Source organism: Salinarchaeum chitinilyticum, assembly GCF_055390775.1.
In genome coordinates this window covers 2,187,729-2,206,231 of sequence record NZ_AP043888.1, presented here as the reverse complement: position 1 = coordinate 2,206,231, position 18,503 = coordinate 2,187,729, and the positions used below count along the sequence as shown (strand labels likewise).

17 protein-coding genes are annotated in these 18,503 nt (G+C 67.6%); 9 read left to right on the top strand and 8 right to left on the bottom strand.

All coding sequences use genetic code 11. The annotated features are described in order from the left end of the window. Positions 1-115: 115 nt before the first annotated feature. Together ACZ5KP_RS10565 and ACZ5KP_RS10560 are read right to left on the bottom strand one after the other, a co-directional pair. The gene (locus ACZ5KP_RS10565; protein ID WP_460921663.1) at positions 116-565 is read right to left on the bottom strand and encodes an HVO_A0114 family putative DNA-binding protein; all 450 of its coding nucleotides are present in this window, start codon (positions 563-565) and stop codon (positions 116-118) included. Between the two features lie 23 nt (positions 566-588). Then, positions 589-927 (bottom strand): toxin-antitoxin system TumE family protein, encoded by a 339-nt coding sequence (locus ACZ5KP_RS10560; protein ID WP_460921665.1) that lies wholly within the window; start codon positions 925-927, stop codon positions 589-591. A gap of 102 nt (positions 928-1,029) precedes the next feature. Here ACZ5KP_RS10560 and ACZ5KP_RS10555 point away from each other — a divergent pair, with 102 nt between their 5' ends. Then, positions 1,030-1,332, top strand: coding sequence for a DUF433 domain-containing protein (locus tag ACZ5KP_RS10555; protein ID WP_460921667.1), 303 nt, complete (start codon positions 1,030-1,032; stop codon positions 1,330-1,332). A gap of 66 nt (positions 1,333-1,398) precedes the next feature. Here ACZ5KP_RS10555 and glmU read toward each other — a convergent pair whose 3' ends face one another. The 4 genes from glmU to ACZ5KP_RS10535 all read right to left on the bottom strand — a co-directional run bounded on the left by glmU (position 1,399) and on the right by ACZ5KP_RS10535 (position 5,053). Further along, positions 1,399-2,655, bottom strand: coding sequence for a bifunctional sugar-1-phosphate nucleotidylyltransferase/acetyltransferase (gene glmU, locus ACZ5KP_RS10550; RefSeq protein WP_460921669.1), 1,257 nt, complete (start codon positions 2,653-2,655; stop codon positions 1,399-1,401). A gap of 90 nt (positions 2,656-2,745) precedes the next feature. After that, positions 2,746-4,116, bottom strand: a complete 1,371-nt coding sequence (gene glmM / locus ACZ5KP_RS10545) for a phosphoglucosamine mutase (protein ID WP_460921671.1) — start codon at positions 4,114-4,116, stop codon at positions 2,746-2,748. 98 nt (positions 4,117-4,214) lie between these two features. Further along, entirely contained in the window at positions 4,215-4,724 is a 510-nt protein-coding gene (locus tag ACZ5KP_RS10540) for a DUF367 family protein (protein ID WP_460923411.1), read from the bottom strand. A gap of 200 nt (positions 4,725-4,924) precedes the next feature. Continuing rightward, entirely contained in the window at positions 4,925-5,053 is a 129-nt protein-coding gene (locus ACZ5KP_RS10535; protein ID WP_460921673.1) for a phosphohydrolase, read from the bottom strand. A gap of 198 nt (positions 5,054-5,251) precedes the next feature. On the opposite strand from ACZ5KP_RS10535, the gene ACZ5KP_RS10530 reads away from it, so the two are divergent. Together ACZ5KP_RS10530 and ACZ5KP_RS10525 are read left to right on the top strand one after the other, a co-directional pair. Next, positions 5,252-5,962, top strand: a complete 711-nt coding sequence (locus ACZ5KP_RS10530) for an RAD55 family ATPase (protein WP_460921675.1) — start codon at positions 5,252-5,254, stop codon at positions 5,960-5,962. A gap of 35 nt (positions 5,963-5,997) precedes the next feature. Continuing rightward, positions 5,998-6,576, top strand: a complete 579-nt coding sequence (locus ACZ5KP_RS10525; RefSeq protein ID WP_460921677.1) for a hypothetical protein — start codon at positions 5,998-6,000, stop codon at positions 6,574-6,576. A 77-nt stretch (positions 6,577-6,653) separates the two neighbouring features. On the opposite strand, the gene ACZ5KP_RS10520 is transcribed toward ACZ5KP_RS10525, so the two are convergent. Further along, positions 6,654-6,878 carry a hypothetical protein gene (locus ACZ5KP_RS10520; RefSeq protein WP_460921679.1) on the bottom strand — a complete coding sequence of 75 codons (225 nt, stop codon included), beginning with the start codon at positions 6,876-6,878 and terminating at the stop codon, positions 6,654-6,656. A gap of 87 nt (positions 6,879-6,965) precedes the next feature. Between ACZ5KP_RS10520 and ACZ5KP_RS10515 the strand changes: the two genes are divergently transcribed. Continuing rightward, a complete protein-coding gene (locus ACZ5KP_RS10515; protein WP_460921681.1) occupies positions 6,966-9,296 on the top strand; it encodes a thioredoxin domain-containing protein in 2,331 nt (776 codons plus the stop codon). Positions 9,297-9,408: 112 nt separating this feature from the next. Next, positions 9,409-9,660 carry an MTH865 family protein gene (locus ACZ5KP_RS10510; protein WP_460921683.1) on the top strand — a complete coding sequence of 84 codons (252 nt, stop codon included), beginning with the start codon at positions 9,409-9,411 and terminating at the stop codon, positions 9,658-9,660. Between the two features lie 108 nt (positions 9,661-9,768). Here ACZ5KP_RS10510 and ACZ5KP_RS10505 read toward each other — a convergent pair whose 3' ends face one another. Then, complete coding sequence (locus ACZ5KP_RS10505) at positions 9,769-12,465, bottom strand: efflux RND transporter permease subunit (RefSeq protein ID WP_460921685.1); 2,697 nt, start codon at positions 12,463-12,465, stop codon at positions 9,769-9,771. 147 nt (positions 12,466-12,612) lie between these two features. Here ACZ5KP_RS10505 and ACZ5KP_RS10500 point away from each other — a divergent pair, with 147 nt between their 5' ends. The 4 genes from ACZ5KP_RS10500 (at position 12,613) to ACZ5KP_RS10485 (ending at position 18,299) form a co-directional block, all read left to right on the top strand. Next, positions 12,613-13,290 carry a TetR/AcrR family transcriptional regulator gene (locus tag ACZ5KP_RS10500; RefSeq protein ID WP_460921687.1) on the top strand — a complete coding sequence of 226 codons (678 nt, stop codon included), beginning with the start codon at positions 12,613-12,615 and terminating at the stop codon, positions 13,288-13,290. 98 nt (positions 13,291-13,388) lie between these two features. Next, positions 13,389-14,828 carry a D-aminoacyl-tRNA deacylase gene (locus tag ACZ5KP_RS10495; RefSeq protein WP_460921689.1) on the top strand — a complete coding sequence of 480 codons (1,440 nt, stop codon included), beginning with the start codon at positions 13,389-13,391 and terminating at the stop codon, positions 14,826-14,828. An 821-nt stretch (positions 14,829-15,649) separates the two neighbouring features. Next, positions 15,650-16,846 (top strand): cell division protein FtsZ, encoded by a 1,197-nt coding sequence (gene ftsZ, locus ACZ5KP_RS10490; RefSeq protein WP_460921691.1) that lies wholly within the window; start codon positions 15,650-15,652, stop codon positions 16,844-16,846. Positions 16,847-17,225: 379 nt separating this feature from the next. Further along, positions 17,226-18,299: a hypothetical protein gene (locus tag ACZ5KP_RS10485; RefSeq protein ID WP_460921693.1), complete on the top strand. Its 1,074-nt coding sequence runs from the start codon at positions 17,226-17,228 to the stop codon at positions 18,297-18,299. Positions 18,300-18,503 lie beyond the last annotated feature (204 nt).

The window sequence follows — 18,503 nt, the reverse complement described above, 5'->3', positions numbered from 1 at the left end:
GGGGCTGCTGTCGCTCACACCCAGCTCAGAAGAGTGGGCTCGGCCTCGGTACGTGCAGATTATCCAGCCATTCGGTCGGTCCCGCAGAAAGATGCGTCGAGACGACAACCGTTGTTTATGGTGCGGAGGTCGCCGTGTCGCCAGCATCCGGATCGAACGGGAGGTTAATGACCAGTTCGTCGAACCAGACGACAGGGCGCTTGCTCTGGCCGTCCTCCTCGAAGAAGATGATGCCTAGCTGGGCGAGTCGACTGAGTTCCTCGTGGACGTTCTTGACGTCTCTATCGACGACCCGTGCTGTCTCGTTGATACTGGATGGTTCCTCTCGCCGGATAGCTTCGATGAGATCGAGGACGCGTGGCGTCAGCGTCTCCATGAGGTCATCGTAGCTAGTAAACGAGAGCGTCGGCGTGGAATCGGCCTCGTTGCCACGTTCGAGATCCTCGATGCCAGTGAGTACGTCGTCGTAAAATTCACTAGAACTGGTGACGGTTACGACGAGGGTGGATTCGCCCCGGAGCTGTTCACGCTCCATCGGGTGCAGCGGTGGCGTTGAATCAGTCATGGTATCACCGTGGTGGGGTGGCTTCAGTTGACCTCGAATTCCAATTTCGGAATTTCGCTCCAGAACCGTTCCCAGAGTTCGACCATTCCGGGGAACGTAACGTTGGTTGGTTCGGGATCCGGTGCGACGTGGAGTTCGTGCCCTTTGGTGTCCTCGTGTGAGTTGTCGTATCGTCGAATCGTGCCGTCCTCGAGTGTGCGGGGCGGATCCGGCTCAGTGTCACCATAGTGGAGTTTGTAGGCCCATTCAGACGGGTACGCCTCACGATCTGTCCGCATGCAGAACACGCGGACGACGGTCCCATCGGGGTACTTTCTCCCCTCACTCACGCCATCCAGGTCGTCACCGGTCACCGAGGCCATCCTCTACCATTGGTACGCAGACCAATGCAATAAGCGTGCTGGTCGAGGGAACCCCTGAGCGTCCGGCGCAACCTTATATGCCGAGACGAACCACGATTGCCTATGGCGACTTCCGGATCGGGCTCCGGGACGCCCTCAGACGTCGACGTGCCACGAATCGTCAAGACCGAGGGTGTTCTCGGCGGCGACCCACGCATCGACGGGACGCGAATCGGCGTCTTTCACGTCTACCAGCGCTACGTCGATGGCGACGAAGACCCCAGTTCTATCGCCGGCGGGCTCGACATTTCGGTCGCCGAAGTCCACGCCGCGCTGGCGTACGCGTTTCACAACGGCGAGGAGATCCGTGCCATCGAGGAGCGCGACCCGGATCTCCCGGGTCGCCGCGTCACACCGGACGACTAGTTCTAGCGATATCGGCACGTACGACCGATCAATGAGCAACGGTGAGCCAGTATATCGCGACTGAACTCACTCCCGGCCGCGATCCCGCCGCACGGACTCGCCGGGCTCCGTCGCTGCTCCCGTCCCGAGCACGACTCCGGCGTTCAGGCTCGTGTCGATCCCGGTCTTCGCGCCGTCGCCGAGCACTACCCCGAGCTTCCGGCGACCGGTGTCGACCGCCTCGCCCTTCACGCGCATCCGGACGTTCGCGTCGTCGTGCCGGAGGTTGGCGACGACGGTCCCGGCGCCGAAGTTTACGTCGCGACCGAGCACGGAGTCGCCGACGTAGGAGAGGTGGGCGGCGTGTGCACCCGCCATCAGGACGGAGTTCTTGACCTCGACGGCGTTGCCCACGCGCACGTCCGGACCCAGGACGGTCGCACCGCGAACGTAGGCGTTCGGCCCGACGTCGGCACCGGAGCGGATCACCACCGGGCCCTCGACGTACGTACCGGAACGCACGCGAGCACCATCCTCGACAACGACCGCGCCGTACAGGTGAGCGCCGTCCTCGACAGTGCCTTCGATCATCTGCTCGGAAGCGTCGTCGCCATCCAGCTCCCCCAGCACCGCCTCGTTCGCCGTGAGGAGGTCCCAGGGCCGCCCGACGTCGAGCCACGTGCCGTCGTACTCGACGGCGGTGATCTCGGCGCCGTCCTCGAGAAGGAGCTCGATGGAGTCAGTGATCTCGTACTCGCCGCGGGGGCTCTTCGTCGTCCGGTCGATCGCGTCGAAAATCGATGGCTCGAAGGCGTAGACGCCGACGTTCCCGAGGTCCGAGGGCGGGTCGTCGGGTTTCTCGACGATCCCCGTGACGCGGGGGAGGCTGTCGTCCGCCCCGGACCCAGCGATGCCGTCGCCACCCGCGACGTCGACGACGCCGTACTCCGTCGGATTCGGCACGGTCGTCACCGTGAGCGCGTGGCCGTCGGTCGCCGCGAGCGCCTCGAACAGCGAGTCGTCGAGCACGAGGTCGCCGTTACAGACGACGAACCGATCGTCGACGACGTCGGCGACGCACCCGACGGCGTGGGCGGTTCCCAGCCGCTCGCGCTGTTCGACGTACTCGACCGGCGCGCCCTCGAAGGACTCGCCGATCGCCTCGCGGATCTGCTCGCCGCGGTAGCCCACGACCAGCACGAATCGCTCGACGTGGGGTGCACACTGTGCCATCGTCCGCTCGAGTAGCGTCGTCGTGCCGACGGGCAGGAGCGGCTTCGGTCGCTCGTCGGTCAGCGGGCGCATTCGGGTTCCCTTGCCCGCGGCGACGATCACGGCGTCCATGGCTGTGGGTTTTCGCGTGTCGAGGTAAAACGGTTCGGCTCGGCGTGCGGGTCGTCCATTTCCGCACGCCGACAGACGTATCGAGCCGACTCACTCCACGAGCGCGTCGTCGAGCAGCGAGTGGCCGGTTTCGAGGAGGTCGTCCGCCCGATCGGGCTCACGAGCCTCCGCGGTCAGGCGGATCAGCGGCTGGGTGCCACTCGCCCGGAGGAGGAGCCAGCCGTCGTCGGTCGTAATCCGGACGCCGTCGATATCGTCGACGTCGGCGTACTCCGCCGTCGCAGCTGCCCGGATCCGGTCCATCGTCGCGCCCTTCTCGGCGACCTCCCGGCTGTCGCGACGGATCGGATACTCGTCGAGCTGCCCGACGAGCTCTGAAAGCGGGCCGCGCTCTGCGACCATCGCTGCGAGGTTGCAGGCCGCCAGCGGGCCGTCCGGGCACAACGTCTCCGCTGGCCAGATCCACGCACCGCTCGGCTCGCCGCCGAAGACGACGTCCGGTTCGTTGGCTCGTTCCGCGACGAACACGTCGCCGACGCGCGTCCGGACGACCTCGGCGCCGACGGCCGCGAGCGCGTCGTCGACGGCGAGGCTGGTGTTGACCGGTGCGGCGACGCGGCGGTTTTCGCGGTCCGCATCGCCGTCGACGGGCGCCGAATGACGCACCGCGTCCACCGCGAACAGCGCGAGGAGCGCGTCGCCGCGGACGAACGCACCGGTCTCGTCGACGGCCATCGTTCGATCCGCGTCGCCGTCGTGGGCGACGCCGAGATCGGCGTCCGTCGCCGCCACGACGGAGCGAAGCGTCGAGAGCGTCTCCGCGGTCGGCTCGCTCGGACGGCTCGGGAAGTGACCGTCGGGCCGCTCGTTCAGCGCGGTCACCGAACAGCCGAGCGCGCGGAGCGCCTGGACGGTCAGCCCGCCCGCGCCGTTACCGACGTCGACGACGACATCGAGATCCGAGAGCGAGCTCGTGGAGTCTCCCCCAGTGACGGCGCTCTCGATCGCACCGACGTGGCGATCCGCCGCACCGTCCCACGCCGATCGCTCGCCGACCGCGTCCCACGCGGCCGCCGTCGCGTCGTCCGCCCGGACACGCTCGGCGATCCGCTCGCGGCGCTCCTCGTCGAAGGCCTGTCCCGAGCGCTGCCAGAGCTTGATCCCGTTGTCCTCCGGCGGGTTGTGCGAGGCCGTGACCGCGATTCCGGCGTCCGCGTCCTGCCACGCGACGCTCCGTGCGATCGTCGGCGTCGCAGCGACGCCGAGGTCGATCACGTCCGCGCCGCACTCGCGGGCACCCGCGGCGACCGCGTCCGCGAGGAGGTCGCCCGTCGTTCGCGGATCCCGGCCGATCACGATCCGGTCGGCGCCGTCGGCCGCGACCGCGCGGCCGATCGACAGCGCGAGATCTGCCGTCACGTCCGTGCCGAATGGCCCGCGGACGCCGCTCGTTCCGAACACGACCGGGCGTTCGGCGCAGGGGTACTAAGCAACACCGGAGGGGAGCGGCCGCTGGTCGGCGGCGTCCATTGGGTCCCGTCGTCCCGACCGAGGCGCCGCTACGGCTCCTCGTCGGGATCGGCGAGATACTCCTCCTGCACGGCCACGACGTCGGCCGAGTCGGCACATGCAGCGTACCGCCGTAGCGGCTCGTCGTTCATGTCGATGAACGCCTGGCCCCAGGAAAAGCCCGCGAGCAGCTCCTCCGCGGCCTCGCGCTCGCCCAGGATCGCGAGCCCGGCGGCAAGCGCCTCCGCCGTCGTCAGCTGGAACGGCTTGCCGAAGTTCACGGGGTTCGCCGCGACGAGGAATGGGAGCGCACGGTGCTCGCCGGCGATCGAGAACTGCGCGGCCTCGGCGGTCTCCCAGGAGCAATCGAGCGCGATCAGCCGGTTGCCGACGGCCCGATCGGCCGGCGAGAGCGCCTGCTCGGCGTGGGGGTTCAACACGATGCCGTAGGGCGTCTCGCGGTCGCTCCGGTGGAGCGTGAGGTGGCCCTCGCGTTCGAGCCGGCGGGCGGTGCACTTCTTGGGATCGTCGTCGCCCTCGTATCGCGCGTGCAGGGCCAGTGGCTCGCGGGCTGGGTCGTCGCTTGGAGCAGACGGGGAAGCGTCCCGTGGATCGCCTGGCGAATCGTCGAGCGAATCGTCGGCCACGTCCTGGCTACTCGGGCCGATACCAAAAGCGCCGCGGGGTAGGGCGGCCGCGCCGGGCTCGATCGTGTGGGCGTCTGCAGTGTGGGGGTCGGTGGCGCTCGCCGGTCGAAGCGCTACTCGGAGGGGTCGTTCCCGCGCCGGTGGAGGTACACCATCTCCCAGAGTGCCGCCTCGAGGTCCTCTTCGGCGGCCTGGTCGAGCTGGCTGTACAGGGAGTCTGACACCGTGATCTCGGGCATCATCGGAGGAAACGTCGGGGAGGAGCATTAAACTACTGCAATTCGTAATAGAGTTAATAAGGTGGTTCGGGGACGATCGTTTCCGGGGTCCCAGCGGGGCAGATCGCTGGAGCGGATGGTGTCCAGGTGGACGACGCCGGACCCGGAGCCCGGTCCGGACTGCCAGAACACTCTTGTCCGGTCCGCTCTCCCTCCCATATGATGCGCGTGGCAACAGGGGTCCCCGGGTTCGACGAACTCGTCGACGGCGGGTTGCTGACCGATCGGCTGTACATCGTCAGCGGTCCGCCTGGCAGCGGCAAGACGACGTTCGCGTCCCAGTTCGTCACCAAGGGGGCCATCGACGGGCAGACGTCGCTGTTCCTCTCCCTCCACGAGACGCGAGACGAGCTGGTCGAGGACATGGGCAACTACGAGTTCGGATTCGACAAGGCCGTCGGCTCGGGCCGGGTGAAGTTCCTCAACGTCTTCGAGAGCGAGGCCAAGCGCCTGCTGGCTCCCTCCTCTCGGTCCGGCGGGGACTTCCCCGACAACGTCGAGAACATGACCAACCAGATCGTCTCCTTCATCGAGAACAAGGAGATCGATCGGCTGGTCATCGACTCCGCGATGTTGCTCGAGTACTACTTCTCCGACGACCTCGACGACTTCATCAAGTTCCTCACCGCGCTCAAGCGCGCGGACGCGACCGCGCTCGTCATCTCGGAGATGACCGACCCGACCTCCTACTCCGACGAGCACTACCTCGCCCACGGCGTGTTCTTCATGCACAACTATCTGGAGGAGGGCGGCATGCAGCGGGGCGTCCAGATCATCAAGATGCGCGGGACCAAGATCGACAGCAACATCCACGCCGCCCGCTTCAGCGAGCGCGGGCTGCGCGTCGATCCCGACGCGATCATCGGTGACTGATCCGGTGAGTTCCATGCCCGGGAGACCCACCTGAGATGTACGAAGACCGCTTCGGCACCGACTGGACGTCGATCGACGACCGCGAAGAGGCCGTCCGCCGCGCGTTCGCACTCGGCGTCGACGCGCGAATGGGGGAGCACTACCCCGGCGAACTCGACCGGATCAGCGACGAGGTCGAGTCGAACTACGACCGGAGCTTCGTCGAGCTCGCCTACCACGAGGGCCGGGACAAGGCCGACCGCGTCGATCCCGAGCCCGGCGACGATCCCAACGACGTCTGGGAGCAGGTCGTCGCGGAGACGACCCAGCTCGACCCGTCAGACCGGCCCGACGCCCCCGAACCACACGAGAAAGAGGGCCTTCCGGGCGCGCTTGGCGGGTACGACCTCGACAGCCGTCCCGACGATTCCCGGGAGGCCGTCGGCCGGCCGAAGTTCCTCAGCAGGCAGGACGCCGAGGAGCCCGAGCACCGCCGTCGGCGCCGACGGAGTTCTGGCCCCTCGGGTGGCGGCGACGATGACGAGGAGGGGCCCAGCGAGGAGGAGCGTGCCGAGTTCGAGGAGATCCTCGATCCCGATAGCGGGAGCAGCAGTGGCAGCGACGGCGACAGCTGATCCGCGTCGGATCACACGTTCTGGTCGTTCGCTATGGAATCGGAAGCTCAGCGCCCGCAGCGCTGCGTGTGCGGTGCTCAGACCGCTCCGGACCGCGACTCGCCGTCCGTCGGGTCGCCGAGCCCGCGAAGGAGAAGCGCGACTCCCGCAGCGTAGAGCCCGAGCGGCACGAACACGATTAGGAGACCGACGATCGCGCCGGCGTCGACGGAGACCGCGACGGTGAACAGCAGGAACGCGATCGGCACCGTCAGGACCAGCCCCGCGATCCGGAGGAGCCGGAGTCTGGTCTGCACTCGCATACGCTCTCTCGGGTCGCCGGACGTTTCACGGTGGCGCTCACCTGCCCGGAGCGCCGGTGCTTTAGGCGGCACAGCCCAAGCGCGGGCATGAGCGGACCGACTGATCGCAACCGTCTCGACGCCGAGGCGAGCCCCTACCTCCAGCAGCACGCGGACAACCCCGTCAACTGGCAGCCCTGGGACGACGCCGCACTCGCGGCCGCCCGCGAGCGCGACGTCCCGATCTTCCTCTCGGTAGGCTACGCCGCCTGCCACTGGTGTCACGTGATGGAAGAGGAGAGCTTCGAGGATCCGGCCGTCGCCGAGACCCTCAACGAGAACTTCGTCCCGATCAAGGTCGACCGCGAGGAGCGCCCCGACCTCGACTCTGTCTACCAGACGGCTTGCCAGATGGTCTCGGGACGGGGCGGCTGGCCGCTCTCAGCGTGGCTGACGCCCGAGGGCGAGCCGTTCTACGTCGGGACCTACTTTCCCAGGGAGGCCCGCCAGGGGATGCCCGGCTTCCTGGATCTGCTCGACGACGTCGCCGACTCCTGGGCGGACCCCGAAGAGCGCGCCGAGTTCGAGGACCGCGCCGAGACGATCACTACTCGAATTCGCGGCGAACTGGAGCACACCGACGACGATACGCCGACGGCGTCGGCAACGGGCGTCGACAGCGACGGGGTTCCCGGCGGAGCGGACGACGAGGGGCCGAGCCCGCTGGAGCGCGCCGCCAGCGCCGCACTCCGGAACGCCGACCGCGAGCACGGCGGCTGGGGCCAGGGGCCGAAGTTTCCCCAGCCCGCCCGGATCGAGGCGCTGTTCGACGCCGGCGCGGGGGATCGGACCGACGATACCGAGGAGAATAGCGACACCGGATCGCACTCCGAGTTCCACGCCGTCGCGAACGCAGCGCTCGCGGCGATGGTGGACGGCGGCCTCTACGACCACGTCGGCGGCGGGTTCCACCGCTACTGCACCGACCGTGACTGGACGGTGCCCCACTTCGAGAAGATGCTCTACGACAACGCGGAGCTTCCGCGCGCCCTCCTCGCCGCCCACCAGCTCACCGGCCACGATCGCTACGCGACCGTGGCCAGGGAGACGTTCGACTTTCTCGACCGGGAGCTGGCCCACCCGGACGGCGCCTTCGCCGCCACGCTCGACGCGCGCAGCGCCGTGCCCGCGGATCGTACCGACGACGGCGAGCCCGGCGAGCAGGAGGAGGGCGCGTTCTACGTCTGGACGCCGGCGGAAGTCCGAGCCGTGCTCGAGGATCCCGAGCTCGACGACCTCGTCTGCGACCGCTACGGAATCACTGAGCGCGGGAACTTCGAGGGCGCGACGGTGCTCACGATCGCCGCCTCGATCGAGGAGCTCGCGGGGGAGCACGATCTCGATCCCGAGCCGATCCGTGCGCGCCTCGACGACGCTCGACAGCAGCTCCGCACCGCTCGCGAGGACCGCCCGCGCCCGCGTCGGGACGACAAGGTGATCGCGGGCTGGAACGGGCTCGCGATCCGCGCGCTGGCGGCGGGCGCGATCGTGCTCGAAGACGACGATCTCGCCGAGCGGGCGAGTGACGCGCTCGAGGCCGTCCGGACGAATCTCTGGGACGGCGAGTCCCTCGCGCGGCGATACGTGCCGATGGGCGACGGACAGGACGCCGACGGCTCGGCGGGGTCGGCGGCGGTCGACGTTCAGGGGCGGGGCTATCTCGAGGACTACGCCTTCCTCGGCCGCGGCGCGCTCGCGTGCTATGAAGCCACCGGCGACGTCGACGCCCTCGCGTTCGCGCTCGATCTCGGCGAGAGGATCGTCGAGCAGTTCTACGACGAAGGAGCCGCGACGCTCTACTCGACGCCTGCCGGTGGCGAGGACCTGATCGCCCGCCCGCAGGAGCCCCGCGACCAGTCGACGCCGTCGAGTCTCGCCGTCGGGACCGACCTGCTGCTCGCCCTCGACGCGTTCCGACCCGACGATCGGTTCGACCGGGTGGGCCGCCGCGTCCTCGCCACGCACGCCAGCCGGCTGGAGAAGCGACCGCTGGAGCATCCCTCCCTCGCGCTCGCGGCCGAGCGGGCCCGCGCCGGATCGACGGAGGTGACGATCTCGATAGAGGGACTCGGATCGAGTGCTGGCGACGACGAGTCTGCGGGACGCGTCGGCGTCCCGGGGCCGTGGGGAGCCTGGCTCGCCGACCGCTACCTCCCGCGACGGCTGCTCGCACCGCGACCCGCGACGGCAGACGGGCTGGCGGACTGGCTGGACCGGCTCGACCTCGACGAAGCGCCGCCGATCTGGGCGGGACGAGAGGCCCAGGACGCCGATGCTGCGGAGGCAGCCGGTAGCCCGACGGCGTACGTCTGCCGCGATTTCACGTGCTCGCGGCCGCTCACGGATCCGGCCGAGGCCGACGAGTGGCTCGACGGCTGAGTGGCGCACGCTGTCCGTCGTTCTCGGCCGGAGGGCGCCAGGAACCATTTGCCCCCGAGTCAACTTCCAATCAAAGCAAAGTTTATTGTCACCGCACTCGCTACGTGTGAGCATGGCAGACGAAGCCGAACTCCGCGAGCAGATGATCGAGGCGTTCGAAGGCGCAGACTACCCGATCTCGAGTCCGATGGACCTCGTGCCCGCGCTGCCCGAGGGGCCCTCGACGACGTTCGAGTCGGGCGACTTCTCGATGACGGCGATGGAGCTCAACACCAAGCTCGGCGGCGGGGACTTCCCCTACGACGACGTCGAGGCGTTCGTCGACGACGTCATCGACCAGCTGAACGACCAGGACCTCATCTAGGTCGAGCCGACGGTCGTCGGCCGAACCAGCGGACGATTTTTCGAAGCAGTAGTTCGAGCGACAGCAAGCGGGCCGAAACGAGCGAACCGAAGCGAGCCGGGGACGTCCTCAGTCGTCGCTGGCGGGCTCCGCATCGCCGAGGCCAGCGGACGCGTCGGAAGCCAGCTCGGTTCGGGCCCACTCGGGTCCGAGGAACCGCGTCCAGACGACCAGCAAACTCGGCAACACGGCGACGCTCGCGAGGAACGCGAACCCGATCGACGTCGCGGTGATGAGACCGAACTGCTGGAGCACCGGGAGGAAGGCGAACGTCAACACGCCGAACCCGCCGGCCGTCGTCGCCGCGCTGCCCAGCAGCGCGCCGCCAGTCCCAGTGACGGTCGACCGGAGTGCGTCCGCGACGCTGTCGCGATTCGCGAGCTCCTGATTGTAGCGCTCGGTGACGTGGATGGAGTAGGCGACGCCGATGCCGATCGTGAGGCTCGTGATCATCCCCGTCATCGAGTTGAAGGGCATCCCGATCAGCCACATCGTCCCCAGCACCCACGAGAGGGCGAGGAGGATCGGTGCCATCGCGACGAGGCCGAGCGTGCCCCGGCCGGCGGTGAACCGATACGCCACGATCAGGAGCACGCCGACGGCGGCGAGCGTGACGACGAGGCTCCAGAGCACCGTGTCGAGGATGTCCGAGGCGACCTGCTGGGTCAGCACCGTCCGCTGGCCGGTCGCAATCGCCTCGACGGCACCGTCTCCGCCTGCACTGGCTGCCGTTCCGCCCTTGGCGTCGATCCGCGACGCGGCGTCGCGAGCGTTCGCGACGAGCGCCGCCCGCTCGTCGCTCCCGGTAGCGAGCACGGTGAGTCGGAGCGAGCGATACGATCCGTCGTCGGTGCGATCGACGACGGCCGACGCCGCGGCGGGGTCCGCCGCGTAGAGCGCGTCGTAAACCTGCTCGACGTTGCGATCGGGGAGCCCGTCGCCGTCGGTGTCGCTGGCTGCGAGCGTCGCGTTGAACGACTCGTTCTCGGCGGCGACCCGTCGCATCGTCGTCGTGGGGCCCGTGATCGCGGCGCGGCCGTTCGGAAGCCTGGCCGTGGAGTCGGCGGCGGCGAGATCGCCCGACGCCGCGTCGACGCGCTCGAGCGTCGCCGGGTCCGTCACGGCCCCCTCGATCAATATCTGTGCGTCGAGGTCCTGGCGGACGAACTCGTTCTCCAGGACGTCCATCGACTCGACGGCAGTGTACTCGCTGGGCTGCATCGCACCGGGCAACGACTCGGTCCACCCCGGCGGATCGTCGGCGAGGAAGTCCCGACTCTCGAAGCTCGAGTCGACCTGCGTCGCGCCGTAGGCGCCGCCGAGGCTCACGAGCAAGGCGAGCACGAGGACGATCGCCGGTGCGCGGCGAGCGACCGTCGCGGTGGCCTCGAGGAGCCCGTTGAGTCGGCCACCGGAGCCGAAGGCCGCGGCGCTGCGATCGCGGCCACGGCGCTCGAGCCAGGCGTCGATCTCGACTTTGAGCGTGGGCACGAAGATCGTGAAGACGACCAGCGCGGCGACGATCCCCGCGGCGTTGACGATCCCGAACTGCGCGATCGGCTGGATCGGGCTGACGACGTTCGAGAGGAACCCGACCGCGGTCGTAACCGTCACGAGCACGAGGGCGAGGCCAACTCCAGCGAGCCCGCCCTTCATCGCTTCGTCGACCGAGGGCATGCGGGCGGCGGGAGCGGCGTCGGCGCGTGCAGTCGCGTCGGCGGTGTCGCCAGCCGTGCGGGCCTCCCGCGAGCGCATGAAGACGTGGATCGCGTAGTCGATCGAGAGCCCGATCAGGAGGACCGGCACCGCGACGAACAGCTGGTTGAACGGGATGCCGACCCAGCCCATGAAGCCGAAGGTCCAGACGAGCACGAGGAAGATGCCACCGAGCCCGAGCGCGACGTCGATCACGTCGCGGTACGCGATCGCGAGCACGACGAGCACGAACAGGAGCGCGAACGGCCCGACGATCGCGAGGCTCTCGTTCAGCGACGCGGTGAACTCGTTGGCCGTGACGCCGACGCCGAAGACGTGGTAGTCCGCGCCGGTTCGTGCGTCCCCGAGATCGATCATCGCCTGCTGACTCTCGATCAGGTGATCCGGCGCGGTGTCGATCGAGACGTACTTGCCGCGGGTGTCCTGCCGGACGAGCACCATCGTCGCGTCCGCGGAGGTGTCACCGACGGCGTAGTCCTCGGGGAGGAGCATCAGCAGCTCCGGACGATCGGCGGTGAGGACGGACTCGACGGTCGCGTCGATCTCCGCGTCGCTCATCGATTCGAGCTGTGCGATCTGGGCGTCGAGCGACGACGGCGCGGCGGCGCCCGCGGCGGCCGATCCGTTGTTGCTCCCGTTCGCGGAGCCGGAATCGCCCGGTTGGGCCAGTTGCTCCTGCCGGATCGCCGCGGTGGCGACCGTGGAGGCGACGCTCGTCGTCGGCGATCCCTCGGCGGCGAGCGTCGGCGCGATCGTCTCGTCGCTGGCGAGCGCGCGCTGGTAGCGCAGCGTCTCGAGCAGCCCGGCCTTGCTCAGGACGTCCTCGCGCTCGACGACGACCTGCGCCGTCGTCACGTTCTCGCCGGATCGGTCGTAGCGCTCCTGGATCCGATCGAGCGCCCGGGACTCCGGGGAGTCCGTCTGGAACCCGTCGAGCGAGCTCTGCTGTTCGACCTGCGTCGCCCCAGCGACCATCCCGGCAGTCACGAGGAGGAAGGCGACGATCACCAGCCGGCGGTGGTCGACGATCGTCGCAGCGAGATCGCTCACTCGCACGAGCCGTCACCACCGTCGGAGCCGACCGAACGTTCGGTCATATCTCGAACGAACGTTCGGTTTGCATTAACCGTTGCGGAACCGGGGCGCGGCTCGTTCGTCGCGTCGTTTAAACGGCGGCGGACCGAACGATCGGTCGAGATGGCCACGCAGGTCGACCTGTTCACGGACCCGGAGACGAGCGAGGAGGAGATCTTCCGGGCGACGTACCAGGCGCTCACGCGCCACGGTTTGGCGGACCTCTCGATCCAGCAAATCGCCGACGAGGCGACGCTGGGCAAGTCGACGATCTACCACCACTTCGACAGCAAGGATGACCTGCTCACCTCCTTCGTCTCGGAGTTCATGCGTGCCCACGTCGACGCGCTGCTGATCGAGCTTCCCGAGGGCGGCCTGCAGGAGCTCTTCGCCTACGCGCTCGACATCTTCATCACCGGCGAGGCGCCGGACGGCACCGAGCGCGCGGAGCTGGACGGTGCGGACATCGATCAGGTGTACCTGCAGCTCCGAGCGCAGGCGGCGATGGACCCCGCGTACAAGACCGCGATGGCCGAGGCCGACGCCGTCGCGCGCGAGCGGATGGCGGACCTCGCCGAGCTCGCTATCGACGAGGGGTTCTTCCGGGAGGACGCCGATCCACAGCGCGTCGCCGCCACGCTCTACGCGTTCATCGAGACGTCACTGCTCGTCCAGAGCACCAGTGACGACGTCGACTGGCTCCGCCACGTCCGGGCGAGCGCCGACGATTACATGGAGTCGATCGTCGCGGAGGACGTCGAGTGGCAGCGATCGGAGGTCCTCGCGCGCGACGACGCGTGAGTGTCCGAGGAAGAGCGAGCGGTCAGTGAATTTCGTCGAGCAGACAGCTGCCGGCTCACTCCGAGAGACTTTACCGGGGCGATCGCCAGCGCTCCAACGTGATCGGCATCGTCGAGAGCAGGGCGGACGAGGCCTCCGAGCACGTCTGTGAGCACCTGCACAGACTCGGCGCGTTCGAGGAGCGCACTGACGACACGCTGTCCGACGGCGCGGGCGGCGGCACCGTCTACCGCTCGGACGCCTTCGAGCTACGGAGCTTCGACGACCTCCACCTCGAACTGGACGGCGTCGCCGACGCCTTCGACGATCCCGAGTTCGTGATCTTCGCCTCGCGACATTCCGGGGACACCGGACCCCTCCTCTCCGCGCACTGTACCGGGAACTTCGGCGACGCGGAGTACGGCGGCGCGGACCGATCCCTCGCCCGCGCGCCGCCGAACGCGCTCGCGGCAGTGCTCGATCGGCTCGCCGAGCACGCCCCTGAGGAGTACGACGTCAGCCTGGAGTGCACCCACCACGGCCCGACCGACGTCGGCGTGCCGTCGATGTTCGTCGAACTCGGCAGCGGCCCCGAGGAGTGGGCGGATCCGGACGGTGCTGCGGCCGTCGCACGAGCGATCCTCGATCTCAGCGGTGTGGCCGCAGACGGAGAGCCTGACGCCTCCGCCGACGCTCCGTCATGCGAGGGTGCGTACCGTCATCTCGTGGGCTTCGGCGGCGGGCACTACGCGCCGCGGTTCACCCGGATCGCCCGCGAGACGGACTGGGCCGTCGGACACGTCGCCGCGGACTGGTCATTGGAAGAACTCGGTGCGCCCTCCGCGAACGCCGATGTCCTCGAGGCAGCCTTCGAGCAGAGTCGCGCAAGCCACGCCGTCGTCGAGGGCGAGCGACCCGGGCTGGCGTCCGCGATCGAGGATCTCGGCTACCGGATCGTCAGCGAGACCTGGGTGCGGGAGACGAGCGACGTTCCGCTGTCGCTCGTTGGGATTCTCGAGGAGCGGCTCTCGACCGTCGACGACGGGCTCCGGTTCGGGGATCCGGCGCGGGAGTGGGATAATGGAGGGTCGGCGGCGAACGCAGCGACTCCCGCCGAAGCCACCGAACTCGAGAACGTGACGGTCGTCGATCTCCCAACGGAGCTCCTCGACGCCGCGGCGAGCGTCGATCGCGAGGCGACGATGGCCGTGCTCGGAGAGACTGCGCTCGCGTTCGAGACGCGAGAGGGTGGCACGCTTCCCGGCGAGCGCGCGTGCTTCCCTGGCGGTGGGCTTCCGGAGACCGTGGTTGGACAGCTCGCCGCAATTCTGCGCGAGCGCTACGACTCGATCACCGTCGAGGCCGAGCGGATCGTCGCCGAGGAGACGGCGTTCGATCCGGGGTTGGCGAAGGCAGCCGGGGTTCCAGAGGGGCCCGCGTTCGGGAAGCTGTCGGCCGGGGAGTCGGTCGAGGTGGATGGCCGGACCGTCGAGGCATCAGACGTTCACGAGCGACGCACGGTGACCTTCGAGATTCCGAGTTGGCGGACGGGAGACTGATCGGCGGAGGCGAGGGCGTTGGTCGTTTCGATCTGCTGGAATCGGCGATAGTTCTGCTGGATTCGATCGTCGTTCTTCGGTGGCTTCGTCGCTGAAGTCCGGTGGCGGGTATCTCCGATCGCATCCCGGCCCGTACGGAAGCCCCCTCCCGCTCGTGCACTCTCACTCGCTGTGCTCCTCGCCGACCTCCGGTCGGCTGCGGTGCTTGCGTCGTGAGAGTACACGACCGGTCGGCCCCTTCCGGAGTCCCACCCGGAGAGTTGTTTATGCAACGCGATTCGGCAGTGGGAAGCGCGGTGGCGCGCGTTTCGCGGCTGTGAGCCGAGCGTAGCGGGGCGAACGCCGTCGGAGCAAGCTCCGACGGAAGCGTCAACAGCCGCGTAGCGTGCGAGGTCCTCGTGAGCGAATGAAGCGCGCAGCGAGCGTCACGCGAACGAAATGAGCGTGACCTCGAAAGACGAGCGAAGCGAAGTCGTTCGGTGCTGAGCCGAGCGAACGCGAGGCGAAGCCCGTCGGAGCTCGCTCCGACGGTGCCCGGGTCACCGAGCGGCCTGGGGCTTTCGGGGCTGGTTGTAACAGCCAGAACGGAACCAACCGCTACACAATTCGCCCGATCTTCGAAACGCGTGTTCGCTCCCCTAGCAGCCACTCGACACACCCCCACTCGCGACCTTCGATTCACGTGGAAATCAGGCCGACCTATCGAGTAAATAAGGATTGGGGAAGGGGAATCGCCGAAAATCGCCAGACTCGGCCACGTCTTGCGCGCGTCTGACAGAGGGGGAACAATAATAACCCTTCACCCGCTATCCGTTCGCCAAATGGACTCGCTCGTAGACGAGGCAATCGAAGAGGCGGAGGATGGGGAGACCGAATCCGGCGCTGAGCCGACCGACGACGAACCGGTCGAGTCCCAGAACCGGACCGGGAACATGACCGACGAGGAGCTCGAGGACGTCCTCGAGGACCTCCAGACGAACATCACCGTGGTCGGCTGTGGCGGCGCTGGCAACAACACGGTCAACCGGATGTTCGAGGAGGGCATCCACGGCGCGTCCCTCGTCGCGGCGAACACCGACGTGCAGCACCTCGTCGAGATCGAGGCCGACGAGAAGATCCTGATCGGCGAGGAGAAGACCGGCGGTCGCGGTGCCGGTTCGCTCCCGCAGGTCGGCGAAGAGGCGGCCCTGGAGAGCCAGGAGGAGATCAACGAGGCCATCGACGGCTCCGACATGATCTTCGTGACCGCGGGGCTCGGCGGCGGTACCGGGACCGGCGCGGCACCCGTCGTCGCGAAGGCCGCCCGCGAGTCCGGAGCGCTGACGATATCGATCGTCACGACGCCGTTCACCGCGGAGGGCGAGGTCCGGCGGACGAACGCCGAAGCAGGGCTCGAGCGCCTCCGCGATGTCTCCGACACCGTCATCGTCGTTCCGAACGACCGCCTCCTGGATTCGGTCGGCAAGCTCCCCGTCCGACAGGCGTTCAAGGTGTCCGACGAAGTCCTGATGCGCTCCGTCAAGGGCATCACCGAACTGATCACCAAGCCCGGCCTCGTCAACCTCGACTTCGCCGACGTACGAACCGTTATGGAGCGCGGTGGTGTCGCGATGATCGGTCTCGGCGAGTCCGACTCCGAGGCGAAGGCCCAGGACTCCGTCAAGTCCGCGCTCCGCTCGCCGCTGCTCGACGTCGACATCTCCGGTGCGAACTCCGCGCTCGTCAACGTCACCGGCGGCAACGACATGGCCATCGAGGAGGCCGAGGGCGTCGTCGAGGAGATCTATGACCGGATCGACCCCGACGCCCGCATCATCTGGGGGACCTCCATCGACGAGTCCCTCGAGGGCTCGATGCGTACGATGATCGTCGTCACGGGCGTCGAGTCGCCACAGATCTACGGCGGCGGCGACACCCAGCCCGACATGTCCGCAGCTGCCGCGAGCGCGCCCGAGCCCGCCGCGAGCCAGCCGCCTGTGGATGACGACGACGGCGACGACATCGACTTCGTCGAGTAATCGCGGCCGACCCTCGTCGGATCGATCCCGTTGCCGTAGCCTTCCACCGTTCCTCCCCCTTCCTTCCGGTGATCGACGATCTGTCTGCAGAATCAGTGAGGCCAATCGACATTTATCATCATTATTCATTTCAAAACCTTCTGTGTGCATTGTTGTGTATGCCCAAACTAAGAGCCATCTAAACTGACTATACAGCAAATATATTCCAGAATATCCAACAGACACAGATAGATTTCCCAGTGTGACCACAGTCCAGGAAGATATTTCCCAAATCCTCTCAAAGATCCACAAAATCATTTAAGTAGTTTCAGTGTACTAACTAGTCTGCAGCTAGAGACCGACCGCTATCTGGGGAGTAGCGGTACACTGGGTGGAGACAATGAACTGGAACAGTGGGGGAGACGACCACGCGAGAGGGAATCGAGAGCTGGACATCGGGAGAGAGCAGTCGGGACCGGACGACGGCGAGTTCACCAACCTGAAAGCCGAGACGAAGCAACTGGACTACGAGGGGCTGCTCGACGATCCCGAGTACGTGGATTTTCTCGAGGCGTTCGGCGAGCTCGAAATGCCGAGCGACGGCGGCGTCGACATCTCGGAACTGCTCGAATCCGACGAAGACGAAGAAGCGGAAGCGGTGGACGAGCCGGACGACGACACGAGCGCGAAGCTGTCCCTGGGCGAAATCCCCGAGGAGGTTGCCAACGGCGGGCGCTCTGATGCCGACGTGGCGGAGTCGAACGCCGACGAAACAGCCGACGTCGCCGTCGAGGGGACAGGAGACACTCGGGACGGCGATGTCACAGGCGAGCCCACCAGCGACAGGTCAGAAGATGGCGATGCCGTCGCCAGTGACGACGCCGAATCAGACGAGGTTCCCGAAACGCGTTCTCCACCCGTCGACGACTTCATCGAATCGGTCTCCGCGGAGGACGTGACCGACGAACAGCGGGCGGAGATTCGCAAGGCGCTCGGCGTCGGCCCGCCCAAGCGCGTCGAAGTACAGCTCAACCACCTCAAATCACGGTTTCTGGATCTCGAAGCGTACATCCAGGCGATGGAGGACATCCTCGACGCCGAGGCGGATCCGCTGGGCGACATCGAATCGCTCGAGGAGGACGTCGCATCGCTGCAGCGCGAACTCGACGCAGTGACTGACCAACTCGATTCGCTGGAGTCGTCGGTCGAGTCGTTAGAGGCCGCTCAGACGGACGACGTCGAGCGGATGGAGGCGTCGATCGAGGAACTCCGGTCGTCCGTCCAGCACGACGTTTCGGCGCTCGCCCAAAACCTCCGGTCGTTGCTCACGTGGCGCGAGCGACTCGGCGAGGCGATGCAGCACGACGAGTCGCGGGGCGCCACCCGCTCCACGGCGATCGGGCGCCGTGCGACGGACGAGGATCGGGATCCCGACGCTGCGATCGATCAAACGTTCGAATTCCCCGAGCAGTGAGCGTCAGGTCGGTCGTTACGCGGACTCGTCCAGTCGCTCGATTTTGTCGACCCGCTCGTCAGCGTCGGCCCACGCATCGAGCGTGGCATTGGCGCGACGCCGAGCCCCGACGGGTCGCTGAAATCCTGGACGAAGTGATCAATGTAGATGACGGTGCGCTCGAACGGGCAGAACGAGAGAGGGAGAAAACAGGGGCGTGAGAAG